This is a genomic window from Streptomyces chartreusis, assembly GCF_008704715.1.
GTDB classification, from domain to species: domain Bacteria; phylum Actinomycetota; class Actinomycetes; order Streptomycetales; family Streptomycetaceae; genus Streptomyces; species Streptomyces chartreusis.
The window spans coordinates 3,602,894-3,617,274 of sequence record NZ_CP023689.1 but is presented as its reverse complement, the minus strand read 5'-3'; the positions used below and the strand labels follow the sequence as shown (position 1 = coordinate 3,617,274).

Here is a 14,381-nt window from a genome sequence, read left to right as displayed (position 1 = left end):
CGGAGGGGCTCCAGAGCCCGCCGACGTCTGAGAGCTGCCTGCCATGCTGCGCTTCCTGGTCCGCCGGTCCCTCGGCGCCGTGATCATCCTCTTCCTGCTGAGCATCGTCGCGTTCCTGCTCTTCTTCGGGATGCCGCGCGACCCGGCGCTGCTGATGTGCGGCAAGACGTGCACCCCGGCCAACCTCGAGAACCTGCACCGGGTGCTCGGCCTCGACAAGCCGATCCCCGAGCAGTACTGGATCTTCCTGACCAACCTCGTCTCGGGCAGCGACGACTTCGCCCAGGGCCCCTGCCCCGCCCCCTGCTTCGGCTACTCGTACCACTCCAACGAGCAGGTCTGGGGCACCCTGATGGACCGGCTGCCCACCACGATCTCGCTCACTCTCGGCGGGGCCGTCTGCTTCCTGATCGTCGGCCTCGGCACCGGCCTGGTCGCCGCCTGGAAGCGCGGCACGCTCGTCGACAAGAGCTTCACGGCCGGCGCGATGGTGATCAGCTCGATGCAGATCTACTTCCTCGGCCCGCTGGCCCTCGCGATCCTCGTCTACCAGACCCAGCTCTTCGACAAACCGGCCTACAACCCGCTCACCGAGAACCCCGGCGCCTGGTTCACGGGCCTGATCATCCCCTGGGTCGTCCTGTCCACGATCTTCGCCTCGCAGTACACCCGTATGTCCCGCTCGTCGATGATCGAACAGCTCCAGGAGGAACACGTACGCACCGCCCGCGCCAAGGGCATGTCCCGGCGGTACGTCTTCTTCCGCTACGCCTGGCGCGGTTCGCTGATCCCCATCGTCACCATCTTCGGCATCGACCTCGGTTCACTGCTCGGCGGCGCCATCATCACCGAGTACACCTTCGGGCTTCCGGGGATCGGGCGGCTGGCGGTGGAGTCGGTGTTCTTCAGCGATCTGCCGCTCCTCTTGGGCGTGATGCTGTTCTCCGCCACCATGATTCTGCTGTGCAACATCGTCGTCGACGCCACGTACGCCTTCATCGACCCGCGTGTGCGGCTGGCCTAGGCCGCGCTGAGGAACAGGCTGAGGAGCACTGACGTGACCACTCTGACCAAGGAGGCCGGCGCCCCGGTCCCGGCCGGCGAGGGCGCGTTCCTCTCGGTGCGGGACCTGCACGTCAGCTTCCGGACCGAGGACGGCGTCGTACGGGCCGTGGACGGGCTCTCCTTCGACCTGGAGCGCGGCAGGACGCTGGGCATCGTGGGCGAGTCGGGCTCGGGGAAGTCGGTGACGAACCTGACGATCCTCGGCCTGCACAACCCGATGTTCACCTCCGTCGAGGGCGAGATCCTGCTGGACGGCAAGGAGCTGACGACCGCCCGGGAGTCCGAGCTGGAGAAGCTGCGCGGCAACAAGGTCGCCATGATCTTCCAGGATCCGCTCACCGCGCTGTCGCCGTACTACACGGTGGGCCGGCAGATCGCCGAGCCGTACATGAAGCACATGCGCGCCTCGAAGAAGGCCGCCTGGGAGCGGGCCGTGGACATGCTGGGGAAGGTCGGCATCCCCAACCCGAAGCAGCGGGCGAAGGACTACCCGCACCAGTTCTCCGGCGGTATGCGCCAGCGCGCGATGATCGCGATGGCGCTGGTCTGCGACCCCGACCTGCTGATCGCCGACGAGCCGACCACCGCGCTGGACGTCACCGTCCAGGCGCAGATCCTGGACCTGCTGAAGAACCTCCAGCAGGAGTTCGGCTCGGCGATCGTCTTCATCACCCATGACCTGGGGGTGATCGCCGACATGGCCGACGACATCATGGTGATGTACGCGGGCCGTGCGGTGGAGCGGGGCTCCGTCGACGAGGTGCTGAGGGCGCCGCAACACCCGTACACCTGGGGCCTGCTGAACTCCATGCCCCGGCTGGACTCCGACCCGAACATCCCGCTGGCGCCCATCCCGGGCACCCCGCCGTCGCTGCTGCGGCCGCCCTCCGGCTGCCGTTTCCATCCCCGCTGCACCTTCCAGGAGCGGGTCGGCGGCACGCGCTGTGTCACCGAGGTCCCGTTGCTCGGCCCGGACCGCGACTCGGCCTGCCATCTCACGGCGGACCAGAAGCGGACCATCTTCGTAGAAGAGATCAAGCCCCGACTCGGCTAGCGCACCTGATCAGCCACGTCTGAGGAGGACTACGGCTATGACAGAGGACCTCGTCCTCCCGGCTCCCCGCGAGGCCACCGCCGACGCACCCGGCGAACCGCTGCTGGTGGTGGAGAAACTCGTCAAGCACTTCCCGGTCAAGGGCGGCTTCCCGATCCGCCGCACGGTCGGCCAGGTGCAGGCGGTGGACGGCATCGACCTGACCGTGCACGTCGGCGAGAGCTTCGGTCTGGTGGGGGAGTCGGGCTGCGGCAAGTCGACGACGGGCCGGCTGATCACCAAGCTGGTGGAGCCGACGAGCGGCCGGATCTCCTACCGCGGCCAGGACATCACGCACGCCACGCGCAGGCAGCTTGCGCCGATCAGGTCCGAGATCCAGATGATCTTCCAGGACCCGTACTCCTCGCTGAACCCGCGGCAGACGGTCGGCAAGATCGTCTCGGGGCCGATGGAGATCAACGGGATCGAGCCCTCGGGCGGCCGGGACAAACGGGTCCGTGAGCTGCTGGAGATCGTCGGTCTGAACCCCGAGCACTTCAACCGCTTCCCGCACGAGTTCTCGGGCGGCCAGCGCCAGCGGATCGGGGTGGCCCGTGCCCTGGCCCTGGAGCCGAAGCTGATCGTCGCGGACGAACCGGTCTCGGCCCTGGACGTCTCCATCCAGGCGCAGGTGGTGAACCTGCTCCAGAAGGTGCAGCAGGAACTCGGCATCGCGTTCCTGTTCATCGCCCACGACCTCGCTGTCGTACGGCACTTCTCGCAGCGCGTGGCGGTGATGTATCTCGGCAAGGTCATCGAGGTCGGCGACCGTGACTCCATCTACACCCGGCCCCGGCACCCCTACACGCACGCCCTGCTGTCGGCGGTGCCCGAGGTGAACGTGGCCGGTGAGGAGGCCGCGCAGCGGGAGCGGATCCGGCTGGCGGGTGACGTGCCGTCCCCGATCTCGCCGCCGTCCGGCTGCCGCTTCCGGACGCGGTGCTGGAAGGCGCAGGACAAGTGCGCGACGGAGGAACCGCCGCTGGTCCGGATCTCCGGCAACCACGACGGGCATCTGACGGCCTGCCACTTCCCGGAGGAGCCGTCGATCGAGGCCCGGGACGAGGACATCGTGCTGGACCCGGCGCTGGCGGCGCTGGAGGAGGGGTCGGACGGCGACTAGGGCGTGGCCTCGGCCACGGTGATGATCTCGGAGGCGGCTGGGGTGAGCGGGCCTCGCTCCCAGTCGCCGTACTGCTCGACGACGGTGAACCCGGCCGCGCCGAGGAAGCGGCTCAGGTGGTCGGGGCCGAGGAAGCGCAGGGTGGTGCGGCTGACGCGGGGCCGCTTCCAGGTGTCGCTGTCGAAGGTCTCCGTGAACGTCACCCGGTCTCCGAGAACGGGTCGCTCCACCTCGTTCCAGACCCGTACGGCGCACCCTTCCGGGTCCGTCACCTCACGCACCCGCTCGGGCGTCCAGCCCTCCCACGCCCGCGCCTTGGGGTTCCGGGTCTCGAACACGAACCGGCCGTCCGGACGCAGGGCACCGCGAACCGCCTCCAGGGCCGCACGCAGCTCCTCGTCGCAGAGCAGCACCTGAAAGGCGTGCCCGGTCATCACGACGAGATCGAACTCCCCTGCCCAGTCCCGGGTCCGCAGATCCCCGAGCACCCACTCGACGTCGTCGGCACACTGCCGGGCCTGTACGAGCATGGCGGCGGCGGGATCCAGCCCGACGAGCCGCCCACGATGCCCGTCGTCCCGGGCCCGCCGAAGCAACTGCCCCGTCCCGCAACCGACATCGAGCACCGCATCGGCACCCTTCACGAACCCGAGGTAGAAGTCGTCACCCGACCCCCACGGGTTGAGGATGTCGTACAACGCGGCAAGCGAGAGATCCGCGAACGAACGATCGACCACGCGCGGAAGTCTGCCACACCGAAGCACAACACGAGGGAGAGGCGGGGGAGTTGCTGCATCACGTCGAGCTGTGGGTGCCGGATCTGGGGCGTGCGGTGGAGTCGTGGGGGTGGCTGCTGGAGCGGCTCGGCCATGAGCCGTATCAGGACTGGCCGACGGGCCGCAGCTGGCGAGCGGGAGCGGCGTACGTCGTCGGTCCCGGACCGGCACCCGTACGCGGGCGGACCGGAGCACTGCGCGGCGTATCTGGAGAACACGGACGGTTTCGAGGTGGAGTTGGTGGTGGGCAACGCCTGACGGGGTGTTCCTTATCATCGTTCGATGATTGAAGGCAGGCTTGTTCGGCTTCGGGCTTTGCGGTCCGGGGATCTTGACGATCATGTGCGGTGGCGGAACGATCCTGAGGTGGTGCACTGGGCCACCGGCGGGGATCCGTTGTTCGGGCCGGTCACGCGGGAGGCCGTGGCGGGGTTCCATGAGGCACGGTTGCGGGACAACCCGCGCGGCGAGACCACGTTCACGGTGGAGGAGGTCGCCGACGGGCGGGCCATCGGGATGGCCGACTACCGGGACCTCGATCCGTTCACGGGACAGGCGACCGTCGGGATCACCATCGGCGAGCGCGACCGCTGGGGCGGCGGCTACGGCTCCGAGGCGCTGGAGCTCCTTGCGGGCCACCTGTTCGGCGCCTGCCGGCTGCGCAGGATCGAGCTGGAGACCTGGAGCGGCAACGAACGCGCGATGCGGGCCTTCCGCAGGATCGGGTTCGTCGAGGAGGGGCGACGACGGGCCGCCGTCCGGGTCGGGGACCAGTGGTACGACGGCGTGCTGTTCGGGATGCTCCTGGAGGAGTGGACGGCACGCACCGAGAGGACCTGAGCCGGGCGGATGACTCCGGTCAGCGGCGCAGGACCCGGCCCCGCAGCACGATCCGGCGCGGGTGCCGCAGCACCGCCGGCTCGCGTCGCGGGTCCGCGTCGTACACCGTGACGTCGGCGAGACCGCCCTCGGTCAGGCCCGGCAGGCCCAGGAACTCCCGGGCCGTCCAGCTCGCCGCACCGACCGCCACGTCGGCCGGCAGCCCGGCCGCGATGAGGTGCCCGACCTCGGTGGCGACGTTCCCGAAGGGGGCGGAGTCGGTGCCCGCGAGGACGGTGACACCGGCGTCGTGCGCCTCGCGCACCCTGCGGATCATGACGCCGTGGCCCTCGTGCCAGAGCCGGCCGCGCGGGTTGTCGATGATCTGGGGCGCCCGGCGGGCGAAGGCGGTGAGGGTAGGGACGTAGCTCGTCCCGTGTGTGGCCATCAGCTCCACGCACTCCTCGGGCATCGCCATCCCGTGTTCGATCGAATCGACCCCCGCGCGAGCGGCGTTGAGTACTCCACGGGCCGACTGACAGTGCGCGGCGACCCGTCCTCCCGCCGCGTGCACCGCGTCGGTGACCGCCCGCAGGAGGTCGTACGGCACCGGGTCCGCCTCGAAGTCCCAGTCGCCCATGAGCTTGCACCAGCCGTCGTGTGCCTTCGCCTCGGCGACCGCGGCGGCGACGAGGTCGCCGGTCACCAGGTGGAAGTCGGCGTTCCTGGACAGCCCGGCCCACGCCAGCCACCGCCCGGCCGTGATCATGCGCGGCGCGTCCGGAGCGTCGCGCAGGCCCGGCGGGATCTCCCCGAGCAGCCCCGGAAACCGCAGCGCCGTCGTCCCCGCGTCCCGGTGCGCGGCGATCTGCTCGCCGAACGCCTCCGGATCCCAGCGCGGCTCGTCCTCGGACGGCGACCCCGGATGCGTGTGCACATCGACCAGCCCCGGCAGCAGAAACCCACGGTCGGCCACCGTCTCCGCCTCGACGGAAGGGCGCTCGAAGGTGATCCGGTCGCCGAGGATCCACAGGTCCCGGACGGTGCCGTGGGGCAGGAGGGTGCCGCGCAGATGAAGGGCCACCCGCCTCAACCTAGCCGAACGGCAAGGGAGTTGCCGTAGGGAAAAGGGAGAGGGCCCGCGCCGGGGAGGCGCGGGCCCTCGGTCCCCTGGAACCGGACGTTCAAGGGCTCGGGTCAATGGGCCGGAGAAAGTCCGTTCCGTGCACGGCGACCGACGAAAAGGGGTGTGTCAGGCCGCCGGCTGGGGGTCCTTGGCGAGACGCGGCGCGGGGACGGTCTCGTCCGTCTCCGGGTAGTGGCAGGCGGTCAGGTGACCCGGCTTGTTGCCCTCGACCTGGACCAGCGGCGGCGCCTCGCTCGCGCACTTCTCCGTCGCCTTCCAGCAGCGGGTGCGGAAGCGGCAGCCGGAGGGCGGGTTGATGGGGGAGGGGACGTCGCCCTGGAGGCGGATGCGCTCCCGGGGGGTCTCCTCCACCGTCGCCTCGGGCACCGCGGACAGCAGCGCCCGGGTGTAGGGGTGGCGCGGGTTCTCGTACAGGTCGTCGCGGTCGGCGATCTCGACGATCTTGCCGAGGTACATGACCGCCACGCGCTGCGAGAAGTGCCGTACGACGGCGAGGTCGTGGGCGATGAAGACGAAGGCGATGCCGAGTTCCTGCTGGACCTTCTGGAGCAGGTTGACGACCTGCGCCTGGATGGAGACGTCCAGGGCGGAGACCGGTTCGTCCGCGACGATCAGCTTCGGCTCCAGGGCGAGCGCGCGGGCGACGCCGATGCGCTGGCGCTGGCCGCCGGAGAACTCGTGCGGGAAGCGGTTGAAGTGCTCGGGGTTCAGGCCGACGATCTCCAGCAGCTCACGGACGCGCTTCTCGCGCCCGCCGGCCGGGTTGATGTCGTTGATCTCCATCGGACCGGAGATGATCTTGCCGACCGTCTGCCGCGGGTTCAGCGACGCGTACGGGTCCTGGAAGATCATCTGGATCTCGGACCGGATCGGCGCCAGCTGCTTGCGGCCCGCGTGCGTGATGTCCTGGCCGCGGTAGGAGACCTTGCCGCCCGTCGGCTCCAGGAGCCGGGTGATCAGCCGGCCCGTCGTCGACTTGCCGCAGCCCGACTCGCCGACCAGACCGAGGGCCTCACCCTCGGCCACCTGGAAGTCGAGGCCGTCCACGGCCTTGACGGCACCGATCGTGCGCTTGATCGGGAAGCCGCCCTTGATGGGGAAGTGCTTGGTCAGACCGCTGACGTCCAGGAGCGGTTGCGCGTTGCTCATGATGGTGAAGTCCCGTCTCGTGTACGTCAGTCAGTGCCGGGATGCGGCGAAGTCGGCGAAGAGGTCCGTGCGCTGCTCCAGCGGCAGGTGGCAGGCGGAACCCCGGCCCTCCACCACGTCCAGCGCGGGCCGCTCGGTGGAGCACAGTCCGCCCGGGACCTTCTCGGCGAAGGTGCACCGCGGGTGGAAACGGCAGCCCGAGGGCGGGTTCAGCAGTGACGGCGGGGAACCCGGGATCGGCGACAGCGGCACGTCGACCGGGCCGTCCAGACTCGGCATGGAGCTGAGCAGGCCCAGGGTGTAGGGGTGCTGCGGCGTCGCCAGCACCTCCTTCTTGGTGCCCCGCTCCACACAGCGTCCGCCGTACATGACCAGCACGTCGTCCGCGATGTCGGCGATGACGCCGAGGTCGTGCGTGATGAAGACGATCGCCGTGCCGAACTCCTGCTGGAGGTCCTTGAGCAGGTCCATGATCTGGGCCTGGACCGTCACGTCGAGGGCCGTGGTCGGCTCGTCGGCGATCAGCAGCTCGGGGTCGCAGACCAGCGCCATCGCGATCATCGCGCGCTGGCGCATACCGCCGGAGAACTGGTGCGGGTAGTCGTCCACCCGCATGTCCGGCTGCGGGATCCCGACCCGGCGCAGCATCTCGATCGCCCGCGCCCGGGCCTCCTTGCGGGAGGCACCGGTGTGCTTGCGGTACGTCTCGCCGATCTGCGTGCCGATGGTGTGGTACGGCGACAGCGAGGCGAGCGCGTCCTGGAAGATCATGGACATCTTGTTGCCGCGCAGCCGCTCCATCTCCCGCTCGGAGGCGGTCAGCAGCTCCTTGCCGTCCAGCAGGATCTCGCCGTCGATCTTGGTGCGGAACGGGTCGTGCAGACCCAGGATCGTCAGGTTGGTGACGGACTTGCCGGATCCCGACTCACCCACGATGCCGAGCGTCTTGCCCTTGGCCAGGTCGAAGGAGAGCCCGTCGACGGCCTTGACGATGCCGTCCTCGGTGGAGAAGTGGACCTGAAGGTCCCTGACGGAGAGGAAGGGCTGCTGATCGGTGCTCGTCACGGGGACGCTCCTGGAGGGGTGATGCGAGGGGGATTGCCCGGTGGGGCGGTGGGAGGGATACGGCTCGGCGGAGGTCAGGCGAGCCGGATCCGCGGGTCGATGAGTGCGTAGACGGCGTCGACGATGATGTTGGCGAAGACGATCGCGCCGGCCGCCAGAAGGGTCACCCCGAGCAGCATCGGCAGGTCGCTCTGGTCGACCGACTTCACCGCGAGCCGGCCGATGCCCGGGAGGCTGAAGGTCGACTCGGTGATGATGGCACCACCGATCAGCGTGCCCAGGTCGATGCCGAACACCGTGACGATGGGGCCCATCGCGCCGCGCCAGGCGAACCGGAAGAAGACGTTCGACCGGGACAGACCCTTGGCGCGTGCCGTACGGACGTAGTCCTCGCTGAGCTGCTCCACGAGCTGGGAGCGCGTCATACGGGTGTAGTTGGCCGTGAAGATGATCGCGAGGACCAGCCAGGGCAACAGCAGTCCGGAGAACCAGGCGGCCGGGTTGTCGGTGAGCGGGGTCCACTGCGGCTGGTCGAGCCACTGCAGCTGCGCGACGAAGAAGAACATCGCGATGTAACCGACGAAGTAGATCTGGAGCGAGGAGCCGAGCAGCGAGGCCGAGCTGGCGAACTTGTCCAGGAACTTGCCCTGCTTGAGGGCCGCGATCATGCCGGCGCCGACGCCGAGGATCAGGAAGACGACAGCCGCGCCGAAGGCGAGCGAGAGGGTCGTCGGCAGACGGTCCATGATCGTGCCGAAGACGGGCTCGTTGTTCGAGAAGGAGTACCCGAGGCACGGGGCGTCGCAGTGGCCCCAGGTGGTGTAGTCGCGTCCGACGAAGACGCCGACGAGCCACAGCCAGTACTGCACCGGGATCGGCTTGTCGATGCCCAGGTTCTGCCGGATCTGCGCCAGGTTCTCGGGCGTGCAGTTCTTGCCGCAGGACATCATCGCGGGGTCACGCGGCACGGCGTAGAAGAGCCAGAAGGTGATGGCGCTGATGATCAACAGAATGACCAGCGCGCCGGTGACTCGGCGGACAAGGAAGCGGAACATGAGGCGTGACTTTCCGGACGGGGCGCCGTCGCCGGGGGGAAGTAGAGGGGGGTGGGCCGCAGGGGCGGCCATACGGGATGGCCGCCCCCAAGGGGTCGTGCTCGCTTACTTCTTGGCGTAGAGCTTGGTGAGCGCGACGCAGGTGTTGCCGGCGTCCCACAGCACGTTGCCGACCTTGGAGCCGTACATGTAGTTCCGGATCTTGTGGTAGTCCGGGACGACCGCGGCGAGCTCCATGATCATCTTGTCGACGTTGCCCCAGGCCTTGTTGGCCTCCTCCACGTCCGCGATCTTGCCCGCGGCGTCGATGGCCTTGTTGACGCCCGGGTCGTTCAGCTGGGCGTAGTTGCTGCGGCCGTCGCCGATGTTCTTGCCGCTCCAGCAGGGGTAGAACTGCGAGTAGCCACCCGGCCAGTCCGGGCTCCAGCCCGCGGCGAACAGGTCGAAGTCGTTGTCGATCTTGCCGATCTGGGTGTAGAACGTCGACTTGTCGACCTGCTTGTTGACGACCGTGAAGCCGGCCTCTTCCAGCGCGTTCTTGATCGCGACGGCGGTCTTCACCGCGGTGTCCGACTGCTGGTAGGCGATGACCAGCTTCTGGCCGACCTTGCCGGCCTCCTTCAGCAGGGCCTTGGCCTTCTCGGGGTTGCCGCCCGGCTTCTTGTCCACGCCGTACAGGTCGAACTTGGTGTAACCGGGCGTCACCGGGGCGAAGATCGTGGTGGCGATCTCCTGGGACGCGGCACCGCCGCCGATGGTCTGGAGCTGCTGGTGCGGCCAGGCGTAGTTGATGGCCTGGCGGACCTTGACGTCCTTGATGCGGGTCGTGTTGATCGGCCAGTAGTAGGTGACCGTGTCGACCGCGGTGAGGACGCGCTTCTTGAGCTCGGCGTTGGTGAGGACCTGGGCGAGGCGCTCGGGGGCGACCTCGTTGAAGATCGGCACCGCGTACTGGTCGTTGCCCTGGTCCGCGATCCAGCGGTCGGTGGACGCCACCAGCTCGTAGCCGAACTGGAAGAGGAACTTGTCCGGGTACGCGTTGCGGATCGGGTCCGTCTTCGGGTCCCAGTGCTCGTTGCGCACGAAGGTCATCGACTTGCCGATGCTACGGCTGTCGACCTTGTACGGGCCGCAGGAGAACGGCTTCTTGTCGTACTTCTCCTTGGTGTCCTGCTTCTTGGGCACCAGGGAGTAACCACGCATCGCGAGCGTGTAGTTGAAGTCGACGCGGGCTTCCTTGAGACGGAAGGTGATGTTCTTGCCGTCGACCTCGATGGAGTCGAGGCTCTTGCCGTCGTAGGGGCCCTTGTACTTGTCGCCGCCCTCGAGGAAGTCCTGGACGTAACGCGGACCCTCGGTCACGAAGGACGCGAAGAGGCGCTCGAAGGTGTGACGGACGTCGTCCATGGAGAGGTCGGAGCCGTCCTCCCACTTGATGCCGTCCTTGATGGTGTACGTCCAGGTCTTGCCGCCGTCCTTCATGGTGCCGGCGTCGGTCGCGGCGTCGCCGACCAGGACCGCGTTGCCCTTGTCGTCCAGCTTGTAGCCGGTCAGACCGCGCATGATCGGAACGGTGATGGCGCCCTCGGTCGAGACGTAGATCTGCGCCGGGTCCATGTGGTCCATGTCGAACTGCTGGAGCGAGTAGATCGTCCCGCCCTTGACCGCGCCCTTGACCTCGGGGGCCGGGCCGGTGGAGTCGGCCTTGGTGCCGACGGGGATCTCCGTGGTCTTGGAGCCCGTCACCTTCGGGGCCTTGTCCTGCGAGCCGCCCTCGCTGCCGCTGCTGCACGCGCTCAGCACCGAGGTGGACGCCGCGGCCACGCCGGTGGCGATCAGGAAGTTTCTACGCGAGAAGGACATCGCATCCTGCCTTGTTGGGTTGATGAGAGAGATCCGGCACCCGGCGACTTTGCCGTGGTCCTGAAAAGAGCCGGAGTCAGCGCTTGGACTTCGGGTCGAGTGCGTCACGCACCGAGTCACCGAGGAGGTTGAACGCGAGCACGAAGATCACCATGGACAGGCCCGGGAAGAGCATGAAGGTGAGGTCCTCGGTGTAGAACTGGGCGCCTCGCTGGATCATGACGCCCCAGTCCGGGGTCGGGTCGATCATGCCGACGCCGAGGAAGGCGAGACCCGCCTCCGCGGTCACAAAGGCCGGGAGCATCAGCGTGGACTGGATGATGATCGGCGTCCACAGGTTGGGCAGCAGTTCCTTGAAGACGATACGCCGCGGTGATGCGCCCGTGACCTTGGCGGCCTCGACGAACTCCCGCTCGCGCAGGCCGAGTACCTGGCCGCGCAGCAGACGGGCGATGGAAGCCCAGCCGAAGGCGGAGAGCACGATGATCAGGCCTGCGGCACGCAGCGAGGTCGGGATGTTCTCGTCCGGAGCCACGAAGAGCCCGTACACGACAGGCATGAAGGCGATGAAGAAGAGGGTGGACGGGAACGACAGCAGGATGTCGATGATCCGGCCCACGAGGTAGTCCGTCTTGCCGCCGAGATAGCCCGCGGTGACACCGATGACCACGCCGACGACGACGGTGAGCACGGTGGCGGCGAGGGCGATGCCCAGCGAGGTGCGGATCGCGTAGAGCAGGAAGGTGAAGACGTCACGGCCGAGCTGCGGCTCGACGCCGAACCAGAAGTCCGAACTGATGCCGCCGTTCGGGCCCGCCGGGTACGCGAAGGCGTTGAGCAGCTCGGGCTGCTTGCTCGCGTAGGTGGTGTACGGATCCTTCCCGTACAGCTTCGCTATGAGCGGAGCACCGAGCGCGATCGCGAAGAAGAAGATCACGACGTACGCCGATATGACGCCCGTGCGGTCCCGCTTGAAGCGGTTCCACGCCAGCCGTCCCGGCGAGCGGCTCTCGCTGCCCTTATGGGTGGAGGGCGAAGGCGACTTCTCGATGCTCTCGTCAGTCGCCTCAAGCGGGGCAGCCGCGGATGGAGTTGGGGGGGTCATGGTGCTCCTGGCCCAAGGGAGGGTCTGATGACTCCGCAGGGCACGCTCCCCTACGGGCTACGCCGGACTTTTTCAACGCAATTCATTCAAGGTCAATAAATTCTCGGCCGACTTGGTTGTCTCTTTACGTTCTTTACCCTGCCTTGACCATTCCGTAGCTACGCGGGTAGCGCAACGTGATGGAGTCGTGCCTTGACTCGGACCAACTGGACTATTCGGGCAACGAGTTCGTTATGCGGACGGTCCAGTACCGAAATGTGTACATCCAAGGGTCGTAATCCAACGGTTCGGCATCGGATGGCGAAGATCCATTGCGTGCTCCGCCAAAGATCGGCGGACCGGGTGAAGGGGGTGGGTGGGAGAAGTCCGTTTCGTCGCACGCGCCGATGCGTGCATCCGGATGGTGTGTCGCTCCATTGGCTTGAGCCCGTGTGCGCTATGCGGCTTTTGACTCGATATTGGCCCGTAACGGATCAGCGCCAGAGGAGGCACTCCATGCGTGGAGCGACGCACGCCCGATGGGCCGCATGCGCGATGGCGGTTGCGCTCGCGACGACTGCCTGCGGGGGCGGGGGTGACACCACCGGCGCCGGCGGCGCGGTGCTGAGCTCTTCGTGGACCGATCCGCAGAACCCGCTGGAGCCGGCCAACACCAACGAGGTGCAGGGCGGCAAGGTGCTCAACATGATCTTCCGGGGTCTGAAGCAGTACGACCCCCGGACCGGCGAGGCCGAGGACGTGCTCGCCGAGAGGATCGAGACCACCAACTCACGGAACTACACGATCACCGTCAAGGACGGCTGGACCTTCAGCAACGGTGAGAAGGTCACCGCCCGGTCCTTCGTGGACGCCTGGAACTACGGGGCGAGCCTGAAGAACAACCAGAAGAACGCCTACTTCTTCGGGTACATCGCGGGCTACGACCAGGTCCACCCGGAACAGGGCGAGCAGCGGGCCGCCACCATGTCCGGGCTGAAGGTGGTCGACGAGCGCACCTTCACCGTCGCGCTCAGCCAGAAGTTCTCCAGCTTCCCCGACACCCTCGGCTACAACGCCTTCGTCCCGCTTCCCCGGGCGTTCTTCGACGACCACGCCGCCTGGCTGTCCAAGCCCGTCGGGAACGGCCCCTACACCGTTCAGTCGTACACCAAGGGCTCCGAGATGCAGCTGGCGAGGTGGGGCGGCTACCCGGGCGAGGACGCGGCACGCAACGACGGCGTCACCCTGAAGGTCTACACGGACAACAACACGGCCTACACCGACCTCATGGCCGGCAACCTCGACCTCGTCGACGACGTACCGGCCCAGCAGCTGAAGAACGTCCGCGGCGACCTCGGCGACCGCTACCTCAACACCCCGGCCGGCATCATCCAGACCCTGTCCTTCCCCCACTACGACAAGGAGTGGACCAAGGCCGGCTCGGTCAAGGTCCGCCAGGGGCTCTCCCGGGCCATCGACCGCGACCAGATCACCCGGACGATCTTCCAGGGGACCCGCACCCCCGCCACCGACTGGACCTCACCCGTCCTAGGCGCCGAGGGCGGCTACAAGGCGGGTCTGTGCGGTCAGTGGTGCGAGTACGACGCGGCGGCGGCCAAGAAGCTGATCGCCGAGGGCGGCGGGCTGCCCGGCGGCCAGGTCAAGATCACGTACAACGCGGACACCGGCTCCCACAAGCTGTGGGTGGACGCCGTCTGCAACTCCATCAACAACGCCCTGGACAACGACCGGGCCTGCGTCGGCAACCCGATCGGCACCTTCGCCGACTTCCGCAGCAAGTCCACGACCCAGAAGCTCTCCGGCCCCTTCCGGGCGGGCTGGCAGATGGACTACCCGCTGCCCCAGAACTTCCTCCAGCCCCTCTACTACACCAACGCCTCCTCCAACGACGGCAAGTGGTCCAACGAGGAGTTCGACAAGCTCATCGACCGGGCGAACGCCGAGACCGACGTGGCCAAGGCCGTCCAGACCTTCCAGCAGGCCGAGGAGGTCGTCCGGGACAACATGGCGTCCATCCCGCTCTGGTACCAGAACGGCAGCGCCGGCTGGTCGGACCGGCTCTCGAACGTGGCCCTCAACCCGTTCAGCGTCCCCGTCTACAACGAGATCAAGGTCGGCTGA

The 14,381-nt window shown here is 67.8% G+C and carries 12 protein-coding genes and 1 pseudogene; 6 read left to right on the top strand and 7 right to left on the bottom strand.

The genetic code is table 11. From position 1 onward, the window contains the following. Positions 1-43 precede the first annotated feature (43 nt). The 3 genes from CP983_RS15210 to CP983_RS15200 are packed head-to-tail and all read left to right on the top strand — an operon-like array spanning position 44 to position 3,281. Positions 44-1,024, top strand: coding sequence for an ABC transporter permease (locus tag CP983_RS15210; protein ID WP_030967465.1), 981 nt, complete (start codon positions 44-46; stop codon positions 1,022-1,024). Positions 1,025-1,057: 33 nt separating this feature from the next. After that, the gene (locus CP983_RS15205; protein WP_125525374.1) at positions 1,058-2,119 is read left to right on the top strand and encodes an ABC transporter ATP-binding protein; all 1,062 of its coding nucleotides are present in this window, start codon (positions 1,058-1,060) and stop codon (positions 2,117-2,119) included. 37 nt (positions 2,120-2,156) lie between these two features. Beyond that, positions 2,157-3,281, top strand: coding sequence for an ABC transporter ATP-binding protein (locus tag CP983_RS15200; RefSeq protein ID WP_150499887.1), 1,125 nt, complete (start codon positions 2,157-2,159; stop codon positions 3,279-3,281). Here CP983_RS15200 and CP983_RS15195 read toward each other — a convergent pair. After that, on the bottom strand, positions 3,278-4,018 hold the full coding sequence (locus CP983_RS15195) for a class I SAM-dependent methyltransferase (RefSeq protein WP_150499886.1): 741 nt from the start codon (positions 4,016-4,018) through the stop codon (positions 3,278-3,280). The genes CP983_RS15200 and CP983_RS15195 overlap by 4 nt on opposite strands. A gap of 50 nt (positions 4,019-4,068) precedes the next feature. On the opposite strand from CP983_RS15195, the pseudogene CP983_RS15190 reads away from it, so the two are divergent. After that, positions 4,069-4,315: pseudogene (locus tag CP983_RS15190) on the top strand (VOC family protein). 24 nt (positions 4,316-4,339) lie between these two features. Next, positions 4,340-4,897, top strand: a complete 558-nt coding sequence (locus tag CP983_RS15185) for a GNAT family N-acetyltransferase (protein WP_107903194.1) — start codon at positions 4,340-4,342, stop codon at positions 4,895-4,897. 19 nt (positions 4,898-4,916) lie between these two features. On the opposite strand, the gene CP983_RS15180 is transcribed toward CP983_RS15185, so the two are convergent. The 6 genes from CP983_RS15180 to CP983_RS15155 all read right to left on the bottom strand — a co-directional run bounded on the left by CP983_RS15180 (position 4,917) and on the right by CP983_RS15155 (position 12,260). Further along, positions 4,917-5,960, bottom strand: coding sequence for an amidohydrolase family protein (locus CP983_RS15180; RefSeq protein ID WP_150499885.1), 1,044 nt, complete (start codon positions 5,958-5,960; stop codon positions 4,917-4,919). 168 nt (positions 5,961-6,128) lie between these two features. Next, positions 6,129-7,172 carry an ABC transporter ATP-binding protein gene (locus tag CP983_RS15175; RefSeq protein WP_093866039.1) on the bottom strand — a complete coding sequence of 348 codons (1,044 nt, stop codon included), beginning with the start codon at positions 7,170-7,172 and terminating at the stop codon, positions 6,129-6,131. Between the two features lie 30 nt (positions 7,173-7,202). Further along, complete coding sequence (locus CP983_RS15170; RefSeq protein WP_093747183.1) at positions 7,203-8,237, bottom strand: ABC transporter ATP-binding protein; 1,035 nt, start codon at positions 8,235-8,237, stop codon at positions 7,203-7,205. A 74-nt stretch (positions 8,238-8,311) separates the two neighbouring features. Continuing rightward, positions 8,312-9,292, bottom strand: coding sequence for an ABC transporter permease (locus CP983_RS15165; RefSeq protein ID WP_107903188.1), 981 nt, complete (start codon positions 9,290-9,292; stop codon positions 8,312-8,314). Positions 9,293-9,397: 105 nt separating this feature from the next. After that, the gene (locus tag CP983_RS15160; RefSeq protein WP_125527097.1) at positions 9,398-11,155 is read right to left on the bottom strand and encodes an ABC transporter substrate-binding protein; all 1,758 of its coding nucleotides are present in this window, start codon (positions 11,153-11,155) and stop codon (positions 9,398-9,400) included. A 76-nt stretch (positions 11,156-11,231) separates the two neighbouring features. Beyond that, positions 11,232-12,260 (bottom strand): ABC transporter permease, encoded by a 1,029-nt coding sequence (locus tag CP983_RS15155; protein ID WP_125527098.1) that lies wholly within the window; start codon positions 12,258-12,260, stop codon positions 11,232-11,234. 495 nt (positions 12,261-12,755) lie between these two features. Here CP983_RS15155 and CP983_RS15150 point away from each other — a divergent pair, with 495 nt between their 5' ends. Continuing rightward, on the top strand, positions 12,756-14,381 hold the full coding sequence (locus CP983_RS15150; RefSeq protein WP_150499884.1) for a peptide ABC transporter substrate-binding protein: 1,626 nt from the start codon (positions 12,756-12,758) through the stop codon (positions 14,379-14,381).

What these genes read in the sequence shown, in the direction of transcription:
- CP983_RS15210 (WP_030967465.1), top strand. Translation starts at nt 44, where the DNA reads ATGCTGCGCTTCCTGGTCCGCCGGTCCCTCGGCGCCGTGATCATCCTC.
- CP983_RS15200 (WP_150499887.1), top strand. Translation starts at nt 2,157, where the DNA reads ATGACAGAGGACCTCGTCCTCCCGGCTCCCCGCGAGGCCACCGCCGAC.
- CP983_RS15185 (WP_107903194.1), top strand. Translation starts at nt 4,340, where the DNA reads ATGATTGAAGGCAGGCTTGTTCGGCTTCGGGCTTTGCGGTCCGGGGAT.
- CP983_RS15175 (WP_093866039.1), bottom strand. Translation starts at nt 7,172, where the DNA reads ATGAGCAACGCGCAACCGCTCCTGGACGTCAGCGGTCTGACCAAGCAC.
- CP983_RS15165 (WP_107903188.1), bottom strand. Translation starts at nt 9,292, where the DNA reads ATGTTCCGCTTCCTTGTCCGCCGAGTCACCGGCGCGCTGGTCATTCTG.
- CP983_RS15160 (WP_125527097.1), bottom strand. Translation starts at nt 11,155, where the DNA reads ATGTCCTTCTCGCGTAGAAACTTCCTGATCGCCACCGGCGTGGCCGCG.
- CP983_RS15155 (WP_125527098.1), bottom strand. Translation starts at nt 12,260, where the DNA reads ATGACCCCCCCAACTCCATCCGCGGCTGCCCCGCTTGAGGCGACTGAC.
- CP983_RS15150 (WP_150499884.1), top strand. Translation starts at nt 12,756, where the DNA reads ATGCGTGGAGCGACGCACGCCCGATGGGCCGCATGCGCGATGGCGGTT.